Raw genomic sequence first — 12,128 nt, 5'->3', positions numbered from 1 at the left:
TAATCCGCGCGATACCCTGCCCGGCCCCCGTGGGCCCGGCCACCGATTCCCGCTGTCGCCCCTTCCGGAGAACCGGTCGGGTCCAGCCTCCTGCCGGATCCGTCGACGCATGCGAACGCTGTCCCCCCGCCTCAACCTGGGCAAGCTGATCCTCGCCCTGGCCCTGCTCAGCGCCATCATCGCGCTGGCCAACACCCTACTGGCCAGCTACCGGGTGCAGCGCGACCAGCTGGTCGGCAATACCCTGGAAGCCAACCGCGTCTACGCCACCAAGCTGGCCGAGACCACCCAGAACTTCCTGCTGGCCGCGCAGCAGCAGCTGGCCTATGCAGCCACCCGGCTCGGCCAGGGCGACCTTGATCCGAAGCAGGCCCAGGACGAAGCCAGCCGCCTGCAGTTGCAGTCCAGCAGCTTCAACTCCTCGCTGGTGGTGGATGCCGATGGCCTGGTGATCGCCACCTCGCCGCAGACCCTGCAGCTGCAGGGTGAGGTGCTGCACAGTGTCGGCAACAATGCGGCACTGGCCGCGCGCCAGCCGATGATCAGCGATCCGTACCAATCGGCCACCGGCAAGCTGCTGGTCTCGCTGTCGCACCCGATCTTCGACCGCCAGGGCCGCTATCGCGGCTATGTCAGCGGCACCCTGTACCTGCGCCAGCGCAGCGCCCTGCATACGCTGCTGGGCAAGCACTACTACCGCGACGGCTCCTACCTGTACGTGGTCGACCGCCATGGCCGCCTGCTGTACCACGCCGACGGCAAGCGGGTTGGCGACTACGTGGTTGGCAACCCGGCGGTGAAGGCCGTTGTGCGGGGCGAACGCGGCGCGCAGCAGGTGCGCAACAACCGCGGCGTGTCGATGCTGGCTGGCTACGCACCGGTCGCAGCCACCGGCTGGGGCATCATCGCCCAGCGCCCGACCGAGGCCACGCTGCAGCCGCTGTCGCGGCTGATGACGGCGGTGATCTGGAACGCGATTCCGCTTGGCCTGCTGTCGCTGCTGGTCACCTGGTGGTTCGCGCGCCGCATCTCGATGCCACTGTGGCAGCTGGCACGCAATGTTCAGGGCGGCGAGGACACCGGCAACGCCATCAACCATGTCAGCGGCATCCGCGCCTGGTACTTCGAGGTCGCCCAGCTCAAGCAGGCGGTGCTGCACAGCTTCAATGCCCTGCAGGATCGCATCGGCACGCTCAACCGTGCCAGCCGTACCGACCCGCTGACCGGCCTGTTCAACCGCCGCGGACTGCAGCAGGCGCTGGACGCGCTGCAGGTGCAGGGCATCCCGTTCGCGATCCTGGCGCTGGACATCGATCGCTTCAAGTCGATCAACGACAGCCATGGGCATGACGTCGGCGACAACGCCATCGTCCATATCGCCGACCAGATGCGTCGCTACTCGCGCGACAGCGACATCCTCTGCCGCGCCGGTGGCGAGGAATTCCTGCTGCTGCTGCCGGGCATCAGTACTGAATCGGCGCGCCAGGCCGGCGAACGCCTGCGCCAGCACATCGCCGACCATCCGTTCGAACCGGTCGGCACCATCACCGTATCGCTGGGCGTGGCCCACTTCCCCAGCTTCCATGTCGACGCAGAACAGGCGCTGCGGCTGGCCGACAAGGCGCTGTACATGGCCAAGCAACAGGGCCGCAACCGGGTGGTGGTCTACCCGTATGCGGACTGACGCGGAGCCGGATTGCCCGGCTCCGCTCCCACAATCAGCCCTGTTCCAGCGGGGTCAACAGGCGCACGCCGCGCTTGGCGCCATCGACCATGTACACCCCACCCTCCGGCAGCAGGTCGCTGCCGGCCTGTTCGATCGACCGGCGTTCGCGCCACGGCGCAGCCTGGCGGGGCCCGGGGATGAAGGCGCGCCAGCGGCCATAGCGTTCCTGCCCTGCGTTGCGGTCATTGCCCAGGGCGAAGCTCACCGGGATGCGTACCGTCCAGCTGTCGTGTGTGCTGCTTTCGCCGGTGGTCGGTGGGTTGAAGGTCCAGCTGCGGGCGCTGCTGATACTGGCCTTGGCCAGGATGTCGCGCATCTTGGCCATGGCCCGTTCCGGGCCGACCACGGCCATGTTCACCTGCTCGGCGATGACATCGGCCACCGTGCCGTCACGCGCCACCTTGATCATCAGCAGCACTTCACCCTGCGCACCATTCCGATAGGCGTCTTCCGGATAGCGCGGCGGGGCCATCTGCTTCCGGGTCACCGAATCGGTAGCCTTCGGATCATATTCACTGAAATCGACACTGGTCATGCTGACCTGGTAGCCACCATCGGCCATCTGCGTCCCCCTCAGCCGCACCCGCATCGGGGCGCGTGCAGCCACTGCCTTGCCATCGCGCAGCGTGGGTTCGAAGCGCCAGCCGCCGATCGTGCCTTCCACGAAGGAGGCGATGCTTGGAGTCAAGGCCGATTTCTGGTCCAGTACCAGCGAGCTGACCTCACCCTCAGGCGTGATCTCGATATGGCCGGACAGCACCATGCTCATTTCCGCGGTGGCACGCACCGCACGCGCGGTCTGTGCACTGGCCTCGCCAGCAAGCAACGGGGTGCCGGCACCTACGGCCAGCGCGAGAGCGAGAAACAGAGGGGAACGCATCATTGCCGGATCCTTGGTGATGAACGGCGAGCGTACCCCAGTCCCAGCCGCCATGACAGCCGCCTCAGGCCAACCGGTGCACACCCGCATAAGGGGGCGTATCCGGATAGTCACCGCGGGCGAAGCGTTCCTGCAGGCCCTGCCACCAACCCGGGTCGAACAGGTGCCGGTAGTGCTCGCGCACTGCGGCCAGTTCACCTGCCGGCAGGCCCATGAACGGGCCGAAGCGCTCCGGGAACACATCACGCGGGCCGACATGGAACCAGGGCTCGTCGGCCATCGCTTCCTCGGGCGTGCGTGGCTGCGGCCACGCGCGGAACACGCAGTCGCTGACCAGGCACAGCTCGTCATAGTCGTAGAACACGGCCCGGCCATGCCGCGATACGCCGAAGTTCTTCGGCAGCATGTCGCCAGGGAAGATGTTGTTGCGCGCCATGTCGGTGATGGCCTGCGCGTAGTCGAGCACCGCCGCGCGCACGGCCTCGCCTCCCTGCTCGCGCAGGTACAGGTTCAAGGGGCGGAAGCGGCGCTGCACATAGCACAGTGCGACTTCAACCTCATCGCCATCGATGCGTACGCTCTGCGCGCATTGCTGCAGCAGCTCTTCCAGCAAGGCCGGTGCGAAGCGGTCGCCTGGAAAGCGCAGATGACGATAGGGCTGTGCATCGAGCAGGCGGCCGACACGGTCCAGGTTGAACACCAGCGCGTATTTCTCTTCCACCTGCTGGCGCGACATCGACTTCGGCCACGCGAAGCGGTCGCGGATCAGCTTGAACACCAGCGGGTAACTGGGCAGGGTGAACACCGCCATGACCATGCCCGGTGTGCCCTCTGCATGCACCAGCCGCTCCTGCGGGTGCTCGTTGAAATGACGGAAGAAGGTGCGGTAGCGCTCGGTCTTGCCCTGCTTGGCACGGCCCAGCACCGTGTAGATCTCGTCGATGGGCTTGCCCGGCAGCAGGCTGCGCAGGAACACCACGGCGTCGCCCACCGTGCCCAGGTCAGCCTGGAAGTAGCTGCGGGACACGCCGAACAGGTGAGCAACATCACGGCGCCGGGTCAGCACTGCATCGGCACGCAGGCCGCGCTCGTCGTTGACCAGGGCGATCACGCACGGCGAGAAGCGGTGCTCGCCGAACACGCGTCCGACCAGGTAGGCGCGACGCTCGCGGTAGAACACGGTGTCGAGCAGCTCGATGCTGCGTACCGGCGTGTCACCCCAATGGGCGAGGTCGTCCTGCAGGCGCACGGCAATGGCCGCCGCGCAGCGCAGCTGGTGCGCATAGGGGATGTCGAAGCGATAGTCGGCCAGCACCCGCTGCAATGCCTCCACCGGCCGCGTCGGCGAGACGGCATAGGTATGCCGTGCCACGGGATGGGTGATTGCATCGGAGGGTTCGACATCGAAGGCGATGAACTCCAGCGCCGGGTCCACGCCCCGGGTGGCGAACAGGCGCCGCGACAGCGTGTTGTAGAAGGTCTTGTACAGCTCGGCGTCGATCAGCCCCTGCAGCAGCGCGCTGTAGCGGGCATGCACCTGCAGCCACAGCACGCGCTCGCCGATCGCGTCACCGGCGAGGCGACGCAACGCATCCATCTGCTCGGCGATGCACAGGTCGTACAGGGCGATGCGCTCGACCGCATCCTGGCGTGCCGCTGCCCAGTCGCGCTGCTCGAAACGCAGCCGCGCACGGGCGGTGATTGCCGCAAAGCGGGCGTGGTACTGCTCGAAACCATCGCGGATGGCGCCGGCGATACGCGGCGCCAGTTCGGCAGCGATGTCAGGCTCGGACATGCACGGCTCACCGGGGAGGACCGGCTTTACCATACGCTGGCGTGTGTGATGCCGTCGAGCGCAGAGGTAGTGCCGGCCGCTGGCCGGCAGCCCCTGGACCGCCGGTGGATCCATGCAGATGCCGGCCAGCGGCCGGCACTACCGGCTCAGATCGCCAGTTCGGCCTCTACGTCCTGCACCTTGCGCCGGGCCAGCGCCAGGTTGGACTTGGTACGGTCCAGCACGAGGTAGAAGAACAGGCCCTTCTTCTTCGCCACCGGGCGCATGATGTGGTAGGCCTTGCCCAGCGAGATCAGGATGTCCTCGATGCTGTCGTTGAGGTTCAGCGACGCGGCGGTCTTCATCTTGGCGCGGATCACTTCGGTGTTGCCGGCGGCGGCCACTTCCATGTCCATGCCGGCACCGGCTTCGCCCAGCAGCATGCCGCTTTCGTAGTCGACCAGCGCCACTGCCTGCGCGCCGTCGATGCCCATCAGTGCATTCAACGATTCATTCAATCCAGCCACGTCGCACCCCTTGTCGATGTTGGTTCGAGCCCCTCGTTCCCCTGCGGCCGGGCTCACGATCCGCCGAGTTCGGCCAGGATCGCCTGGCCACATTCCCTGCTCTGCCACAGCACCTGGCCGATCACGCTGCGCTGGTCGCAGGCCGCCATCAGCAGCAGCGGTGCGCGCCCTTCAGCCAGGATCGCCAGCATCAGCACCTTGCCGCCCGCAGCCTCCAGCATCAGCGTCTGCAGATCGCCCAGCACCAGTTCGCGGCCCACCGCCGCGGCCAGTGCCAGCATCGCGCTGGTCATCGCTGCCAGTCGTTCGCCACGCCCATCGGCGCCGGCACTGACCAGGGCAAAGCCATCGACGCTGGCCAGCACTACCGTACGCACGCCTTCGACGCGCTGCTGCAGGTCCTGCAGCAAGGGCTGCAGGCGCTCACGCTGGCCGGCATCGGGCAGGACTGCCGCCTGCCCGTCAGCCATGTGCCGCCACCAGCGCGTGCGCTTCCATTTCGCTCATCAACACATCCATCAGCAGCAGCCCCTGTTCGCGGTCGCGGGCGTCCACCGCCAGCAGCGGTAGTGGTTGGTCGTCGAGGCAGGCGCGCGTGGCCCAGTCATCCAGCGCGGCGCGTGGCGCCTGGTCGAGATGGGTCACCGCCACCACCAGCGCCAATGACGATGCGAACGGCTGCAGCACCTGCAGGTAGTCCTCCAGCTCGCTGGCCAGCCCGGCACGACGCGCATCCAGCAGCAGCACCGCACCACGTGCCCCCTGCAGCAGGATCGGCCACAGGAAATCGAAGCGCTGCTGGCCAGGTGTGCCGTAGAGACGCAGGCGTTCGCCGTTGGGCAGGTCGATGTCTGCGTAGTCCAGCGCCACGGTGGTGGACGCCTTGTCGGCGCCGAGGCGGTCACTGTTGGCCACATCGGTGTCGATCACCGCGCCCGCTGCGATGCTGCGTACCAGGGTCGACTTGCCGCTGCCCATGCCACCCAGCACCACCACCTTGTGCTCACGCATTGCGTTCGCTCCCGCGCAGGTGCCGCCACAGGCGGGCAAGCAGGCCGTTGTCGGTGCCCGTGCCGCTGCCACGTCCTGCCGCCATCGGGGCCACCGGGGCGCTCTGCAACTGCGCGTAGCCGCACAGGTAGGCGGCATGGATGAAATCGCGCACCGCCGCAGCCGGCAACTCAAGCAGCATCGCGCACTCGTCAACCGTGCACGCGCGCTTGAGCAGCAGCGAACACAGGCGGAAGCCATCATGGTCGTGGCCCAGTACGCGGAAGTCGGGCCAGCGCAGCAGCTTCACTGAGGCGCCACGCAGGCGTTCGTCCAATGCCTGCCAATGGCGGCTGCGCTGTGCCCACTGCCACAGCAGCGGTCGCAGTGGTTGGCGTGGCCGCTCGCCGGCCAGCGCCTGCAGGCGTGCCGGCGTCAGCGCATCCAGTTGCAGGCGTTCGAAGGCATCGGCCAAACGCTCCACCAGCGCCGCAGCCGGTTCCTGCAGCAGCACGGCCTGGTCGTGCTCCAGATCCATCAGCAGCAGAGGCTCGCCCGCATCACTCAACAGTGCCTGGCCCTGTCGCAGCGGCAGCCGCTCGCGCAGCAGACGGGTGATGGCATGCGCACCATCAGCCAGACGGATCGGTGCGGCTGCGTGCATGGCCATGGGCTCCACTGCCAACTGCATGCCGCGCAATGCACGGCCGATGGCACTGTCATCAAGTACATCCTGGTGCCCATCACCGTCGCGCAGCTGGCCTCCCAGGTCCTCGATCCAGCACTGCAGTCGCGGACGCTGCTGGCGCATGCGCAGGGCCGCGTTGCGCAGCGCCGGCGTATCGCGGATGACCAGCAGATCGCAATCATCCAGGTCCTGGCTGCGGCGGATCTGGCCGTCCGGCAGGGCCGATGCCACGCGCAGCCGCTGCAGCAGGGCCTGCTCGCCCTGGATGTCGGTTCCCACTACCAGCACGCGTGCCATCCGTGTTCCCCGTGCGGCCACCTCCCCGGTGGCCTCGCGTCGCCAAGGCTAGGGCATCGCCAGCGGCAGCCGTCGTGATCGACTGCTCAGATCGAGGGCGGCTGCAGATCCGCTCATATCGGTTCTGCGACGGCCATCGTGGGCAAGTTTCATGCCCCTTTGACGGCATTCCGACAGCCGACGGAAGTCGCGGTTTCATCGCCTGGGGTCAGATCCCTTTTGCATGGCAAAAGGGATCTGACCCCAGAGCCAAAAAGAAACCCGCGCCGAAGCGCGGGTTCCGGTGTCACGGCCGAACGGCAGTGGATCAGCCGCGCAGTTGCTCCAGCGCGGCGTTGAAGGTCGCGCTCGGGCGCATCGCCTTGCTGGCCTTGGCCACGTCCGGGCGGTAGTAGCCGCCGATGTCCACGGCCTTGCCCTGCACCGCGATCAGTTCTTCAACGATCTTCTGCTCGTTGTCGGTCAGCGCCTTGGCCAGCGGCGCGAAGCGTGCCTTCAGTGCAGCATCTTCATTCTGCGCGGCCAGGGCCTGGGCCCAGTACAGCGCGATGTAGAAGTGGCTGCCGCGGTTGTCGATGCCACCCAGCTTGCGCGACGGCGACTTGTCGTTGTCCAGGAACTGGCCGTTGGCTTCGTCCAGCGCCTTGGCCAGCACGCGGGCTGCGGCGTTGTCGTAGCGGTTGCCCAGGTGTTCCAGCGACGCTGCCAGGGCCAGGAACTCACCCAGCGAATCCCAACGCAGGTAGTCCTCTTCAACGAACTGCTGCACGTGCTTCGGAGCCGAACCACCAGCACCGGTCTCGAACAGGCCGCCACCGGCCATCAGCGGCACGATCGACAGCATCTTGGCGCTGGTGCCCAGCTCCATGATCGGGAACAGGTCGGTCAGGTAGTCGCGCAGCACGTTGCCGGTCACCGAGATGGTGTCCTCGCCCTTGCGGATGCGGTCCAGCGAGAACGCGGTGGCTTCCACCGGCGGCAGGATGCGGATGTCCAGGCCGTTGGTGTCGTGGTCCTTCAGGTACTGCTCGACCTTGGCGATGACCTGCGCGTCGTGGGCGCGGGCGGCATCCAGCCAGAACACGGCCGGGGTGCTGCTCAGGCGGGCGCGTTCGACGGCCAGCTTGACCCAGTCCTGGATCGGCGCGTCCTTGGTCTGGCACATGCGCCAGATGTCACCGGCCTCCACGGCGTGCTCGAACACCACGTTGCCGGCGTCGTCGGTGACCTTGACCACACCATCGGCAGCGATCTGGAAGGTCTTGTCGTGCGAGCCGTACTCTTCGGCCTTCTGCGCCATCAGGCCGACGTTCGGCACCGAACCCATGGTGGCCGGATCGAAGGCGCCGTGCGCCTTGCAGTCGTCGATGACGGCCTGGTACACGCCGGCGTAGCAGCGGTCCGGAATGACCGCCTTGGTGTCCTGCAGCTTGCCTTCGGCGTTCCACATCTTGCCGGAGTCGCGGATCATCGCCGGCATCGAGGCGTCGACGATCACGTCGCTCGGCACGTGCAGGTTGGTGATGCCCTTGTCCGAGTTGACCATGGCCACGCCCGGGCGCTGCGCGTACTCGGCAGCCAGGTCGGCTTCGATCGCCGCACGGGTGGCTTCAGGCAGCGACGGCAGGCGCGCAGCCAGGTCACCGATGCCGTTGTTGGCATCGAAACCCGCCTGCTTGAGCACGTCGGCATGCTTGGCCAGCACGTCCTTGTAGAACTCGTTGACCGCCACGCCGAACATGATCGGATCGGAGACCTTCATCATGGTCGCCTTCAGGTGCAGCGAGAACAGCACGCCCTGGGCCTTGGCATCGGCGATCTGCTCGCCGATGAAGACGGCCAGTGCCTTGCGGCTCATGACGGCGGCGTCGACGATCTCGCCCGCCTTCACTGCGGTCTTTTCCTTCAGCACGACGGTGCTGCCGTCCTTGCCGTGGAAGGTGATCTTCAGTGAACCGGCGTTGGCCAGGGTGGCCGACTTTTCGCTGCCGTAGAAATCACCGGCGGCCATGTGCGCGACGTGCGACTTCGAATCCGACGCCCAGGCGCCCATGCGGTGCGGATGCTTGCGCGCATAGTTCTTCACCGACAGCGGTGCGCGGCGGTCGGAATTGCCTTCGCGCAGCACCGGGTTCACCGCGCTGCCCTTGACCTTGTCATAGCGCGCCTTGTAGTCGCGCTGCTGGTCGTCAGCCGGGGTTTCCGGGTAATCCGGCAGCGGATAGCCCTGGTCCTGCAGTTCCTTGATGGCCGCCTTCAGCTGCGGCACCGAGGCGGAGATGTTCGGCAGCTTGATGATGTTGGCGTCCGGGGTGGTCGCCAGCTGGCCCAGCTCGGCCAGGTCGTCGCTGACCTTCTGCGCGTCGCTGAGCAATTCCGGGAACAGCGACAGGATGCGGCCGGACAGCGAGATGTCACGGGTTTCCACCACGATGCCGGCAGTGGCGGTGTAGGCACCAACGATCGGCAGCAGCGACTGGGTGGCCAGGAACGGTGCTTCGTCGGTCAGCGTGTAGAGGATCTTGGACATGGGGGACTTGGACTCTGTAGCAATGCTCAGGGGAAGGCCGGCGCCAGCGCCGGGCCACGTGCAACCGTGTCGCGCGCGGGGCCAGGCCCCACGCTTTCCCCCGTCGCCGTCAGGGTGGGCGCGCGGCGGGGAAACCCCTGCATTGTCGCGTTTTCAGCCGCGCGGGGCAAAGCCACGCCATACGCGGCGGTACTGCACCACTGTGTTGCGCCGCTGGCTCGCTTCCGGTCTGGAAGCTGAGGCTTGATGGCTAATTCGACTTCCCGCTCGTTGAGGCACGCATGACCCACTCCGACAATCGCGGCCCCCACTCGGCATGCCTTGGACAGGTCAATGTCTGTGAGCGCTTGCTTTGCTGGAAGTTGCAGATGCGGAATCCCCCAACAACGGCGGCCAGGCTGGCGAGTTCATCAGCCGTCGCTGCAGAGCCTCGGATGTGCAGCGAACCGGCGCCAGACGATCCGGGTCGAACGTAGACGTCGTACCGGGTGGAACCTCCTTCCGCCCTTGCATACCCCGACACGACATATCCGCCGTCCGTGAAGCGCAGATCCGGCGTGCTTCCTGACGCAGGCTTTTCGGGGGCATCGCCCTCGTAGATCAAGGCGACTTCCCGATCATCGCTTCTGACGCGGTGCACGCCGAAGTCAACAGGTGCCTCGTAGGTCACGGACATGCCTGTTGGCACGCGCAGACAAGCGCCATATAGGAAGTGGTCGCAACTGTAGCTCCACAGGCTAGATTCCTGGGCCCACGAAGTGAGCGGGCACAAGAAACCGAAGAAAACCAAAATGCGTGCAAGCATCTCAACGCTCCCGTTTTTGAACCGCCGAATCGCCTTCTACAATTCCACCGATGGTATGGCTGTCAACCACACCGGGAACCCTATTCATGATTCCGTCGCCACGTGCAGGATTGGGCAGCCCCGTCGTCTTGTCATAAAGATCATCCACACCGCCAAGATGTGACACTTCATGAGGAACAACACCCTTGTCAAATCTATCCAGGACATTGATCTCGCCCTTCTTTCCGCCCAACTCCGCGAAACTCCGTCCGCTGCGGTGGGAGGTTTCCCCGTTGACAAGCTTTATCTCATTACGGGCGGCCCGCGGAGTACTTCTATCAATGTCAGTGACCTCGACCGTCACGCGCGTCTCCTTCCCGCCAATATCATAGGTTCCTGACATTGACGCCACCTGCTCTTTGAAGGTCGCTATGTTCTTGGGTGTCGCACCATCCCCTGAAAACCTTGTTGGGAAGCTGATTTTCACCGAACCGTCCTTCATCCACGTAACTACAGGAACTCTGCCGTCAGGATCGACAAAGTTGTAAGGACTGCTATTGGCGTATCGGTACCTGTTGAAGAGGGAAGATTTCCCACCATAGGCAGCGACGGGATCTACACTGAGAAAAGCACCGATTTCAGGAGAATAATATCGTTGCTGCATGTAATTGAGACCTGTCGTGGAATCAAACACATGGCCTGAGTAGCCAGGACCATCTGCAGCGACGATTCCAACGACAGAGCCATAAGGCTCATATGCGAATCTCTCGACCACCTTCCCGTTTGAGTCCGTAATAGCCACCGGACTCCCAAGTGCATCCGTATGAACATAGGTGACTACTTCACCGTCCGTCGACGCCATTGCCAGCGTGAGAACAATCCAGTTGAGCACCCCATCCCTCCCACGTTTCCATATTCCGTTCAGCGTACCCGAGATCCCCCTCGATCGAGTATCGCCCAATAAAAAAGGACGCAGCCTCGCGGCTGCGTCCATCGTGAGCCCTGCCGGGAGAGAGTCGGCAGGACTTACTTGACCTCGAACTCCTGCGGCGTTCCGGCCGCCTTGCCATCGACGGTGACTTCGGCGCGGTACTTGCCGGCCGGCCAGCCCTTTGCATTCTTGAACGTGACGTTGGTGGTTTCCGCGCCACTGGTGTTCAGGGTGGCGTTCTGTTCGCCGGCCACCTGGCCGTCCTGGTAGGTCAGCTTCGCGCCAACAGTGACGTTGTTGGCAGCGCCGTCGGTCTTGACCGAGACGATGACGTCATCCTTCGGTGCGAACAATGCCGTCGTCGCAACCGACTTGTCGGCGGCTGCGGTCTTGCCGACGGTGACGGCCGAGACGCTGACTGCAGCGGCTTCTGCCATCGGCGGCGGCGCGCCGGTCATCGGCGCCGGGGCCGGCTCAGCCGGCGCGGTCGCTGCCGGAGCGGCATTGCTGTCGGTCGACTCTTCCTTCTTCTTGCAACCGACCAGGGCAACGCTGCCCAGCAGGGCGGCGATCAGGGCGGTCTGGAGCGGGGTGGTCTTGATCATTCGGGGTTCCTCCCAGGGATTGTCGGACGGCGTTCGATCGCCGGCTTACTTCGGCGGCAGTTTCAGGGTCTGGCCCGGGAAGATCTTGTCCGGGTCATCAAGCACATCGCGGTTGGCTTCGAAGATCTTCTTCCAGGCGTTGGCATCGCCCAGGTGCTGCTTGGCGATCTTCGACAGCGAGTCACCCTTCTGCACGGTGTAGGTGCCGCCGCTCACAACGTCGGCGGTGCTGTCCACCGAAGCGCTCACGCCGGAGAAGTCCGCCTTCGGCACCTGTTCGGCGGTACTGTCGACGCTGGCACTGACGCCGGAGAAATCGGCTTTCTTCTCGGTACTCATCCACAACTCCCGTCTGCATGACTACGTGGTTCGCACGGTGCCATGGAGGTTGTTAAA

The 12,128-nt window shown here is 65.4% G+C and carries 11 protein-coding genes; 1 reads left to right on the top strand and 10 read right to left on the bottom strand.

Annotated elements, in window-relative coordinates:
- Positions 1 to 109: 109 nt before the first annotated feature.
- Positions 110 to 1,684 carry a diguanylate cyclase gene (locus VPH47_RS01730; protein WP_368849986.1) on the top strand — a complete coding sequence of 525 codons (1,575 nt, stop codon included), beginning with the start codon at positions 110 to 112 and terminating at the stop codon, positions 1,682 to 1,684.
- 34 nt (positions 1,685 to 1,718) lie between these two features.
- Here VPH47_RS01730 and VPH47_RS01725 read toward each other — a convergent pair whose 3' ends face one another.
- From VPH47_RS01725 to VPH47_RS01680, 10 genes are all read right to left on the bottom strand, one after another.
- The gene (locus VPH47_RS01725; RefSeq protein ID WP_368849985.1) at positions 1,719 to 2,609 is read right to left on the bottom strand and encodes an energy transducer TonB; all 891 of its coding nucleotides are present in this window, start codon (positions 2,607 to 2,609) and stop codon (positions 1,719 to 1,721) included.
- Positions 2,610 to 2,670: 61 nt separating this feature from the next.
- The gene (gene aceK / locus VPH47_RS01720) at positions 2,671 to 4,401 is read right to left on the bottom strand and encodes a bifunctional isocitrate dehydrogenase kinase/phosphatase (protein ID WP_368849984.1); all 1,731 of its coding nucleotides are present in this window, start codon (positions 4,399 to 4,401) and stop codon (positions 2,671 to 2,673) included.
- A 146-nt stretch (positions 4,402 to 4,547) separates the two neighbouring features.
- Positions 4,548 to 4,907, bottom strand: a complete 360-nt coding sequence (locus VPH47_RS01715; RefSeq protein ID WP_180847468.1) for a hypothetical protein — start codon at positions 4,905 to 4,907, stop codon at positions 4,548 to 4,550.
- Positions 4,908 to 4,960: 53 nt separating this feature from the next.
- Positions 4,961 to 5,377 (bottom strand): roadblock/LC7 domain-containing protein, encoded by a 417-nt coding sequence (locus tag VPH47_RS01710; RefSeq protein WP_153854672.1) that lies wholly within the window; start codon positions 5,375 to 5,377, stop codon positions 4,961 to 4,963.
- Complete coding sequence (locus tag VPH47_RS01705; protein WP_110713949.1) at positions 5,370 to 5,918, bottom strand: ATP/GTP-binding protein; 549 nt, start codon at positions 5,916 to 5,918, stop codon at positions 5,370 to 5,372. The genes VPH47_RS01710 and VPH47_RS01705 overlap by 8 nt, the downstream gene beginning before the upstream one ends.
- Positions 5,911 to 6,882: a hypothetical protein gene (locus VPH47_RS01700; protein ID WP_153854673.1), complete on the bottom strand. Its 972-nt coding sequence runs from the start codon at positions 6,880 to 6,882 to the stop codon at positions 5,911 to 5,913. The genes VPH47_RS01705 and VPH47_RS01700 overlap by 8 nt, the downstream gene beginning before the upstream one ends.
- A 307-nt stretch (positions 6,883 to 7,189) precedes the next feature.
- Positions 7,190 to 9,412, bottom strand: a complete 2,223-nt coding sequence (locus VPH47_RS01695; protein ID WP_368849983.1) for an NADP-dependent isocitrate dehydrogenase — start codon at positions 9,410 to 9,412, stop codon at positions 7,190 to 7,192.
- Positions 9,413 to 10,218: 806 nt separating this feature from the next.
- The gene (locus VPH47_RS01690) at positions 10,219 to 11,088 is read right to left on the bottom strand and encodes an RHS repeat-associated core domain-containing protein (RefSeq protein WP_368849982.1); all 870 of its coding nucleotides are present in this window, start codon (positions 11,086 to 11,088) and stop codon (positions 10,219 to 10,221) included.
- Positions 11,089 to 11,222: 134 nt separating this feature from the next.
- Entirely contained in the window at positions 11,223 to 11,732 is a 510-nt protein-coding gene (locus VPH47_RS01685) for a hypothetical protein (protein WP_197610989.1), read from the bottom strand.
- Between the two features lie 45 nt (positions 11,733 to 11,777).
- A complete protein-coding gene (locus VPH47_RS01680; RefSeq protein WP_049401651.1) occupies positions 11,778 to 12,071 on the bottom strand; it encodes a LysM peptidoglycan-binding domain-containing protein in 294 nt (97 codons plus the stop codon).
- Positions 12,072 to 12,128 lie beyond the last annotated feature (57 nt).

The organism is Stenotrophomonas sp. WED208 (assembly GCF_040984485.1).
GTDB classification, from domain to species: domain Bacteria; phylum Pseudomonadota; class Gammaproteobacteria; order Xanthomonadales; family Xanthomonadaceae; genus Stenotrophomonas; species Stenotrophomonas riyadhensis.
Note: the sequence above shows the minus strand (reverse complement) of the source record. Positions and strands in the feature narration are given on the sequence as shown.

What these genes read in the sequence shown, in the direction of transcription:
- VPH47_RS01680 (WP_049401651.1), bottom strand. Translation starts at nt 12,071, where the DNA reads ATGAGTACCGAGAAGAAAGCCGATTTCTCCGGCGTCAGTGCCAGCGTC.
- VPH47_RS01710 (WP_153854672.1), bottom strand. Translation starts at nt 5,377, where the DNA reads ATGGCTGACGGGCAGGCGGCAGTCCTGCCCGATGCCGGCCAGCGTGAG.
- VPH47_RS01700 (WP_153854673.1), bottom strand. Translation starts at nt 6,882, where the DNA reads ATGGCACGCGTGCTGGTAGTGGGAACCGACATCCAGGGCGAGCAGGCC.
- VPH47_RS01685 (WP_197610989.1), bottom strand. Translation starts at nt 11,732, where the DNA reads ATGATCAAGACCACCCCGCTCCAGACCGCCCTGATCGCCGCCCTGCTG.
- VPH47_RS01730 (WP_368849986.1), top strand. Translation starts at nt 110, where the DNA reads ATGCGAACGCTGTCCCCCCGCCTCAACCTGGGCAAGCTGATCCTCGCC.
- VPH47_RS01695 (WP_368849983.1), bottom strand. Translation starts at nt 9,412, where the DNA reads ATGTCCAAGATCCTCTACACGCTGACCGACGAAGCACCGTTCCTGGCC.
- VPH47_RS01705 (WP_110713949.1), bottom strand. Translation starts at nt 5,918, where the DNA reads ATGCGTGAGCACAAGGTGGTGGTGCTGGGTGGCATGGGCAGCGGCAAG.
- aceK (WP_368849984.1), bottom strand. Translation starts at nt 4,401, where the DNA reads ATGTCCGAGCCTGACATCGCTGCCGAACTGGCGCCGCGTATCGCCGGC.
- VPH47_RS01725 (WP_368849985.1), bottom strand. Translation starts at nt 2,609, where the DNA reads ATGATGCGTTCCCCTCTGTTTCTCGCTCTCGCGCTGGCCGTAGGTGCC.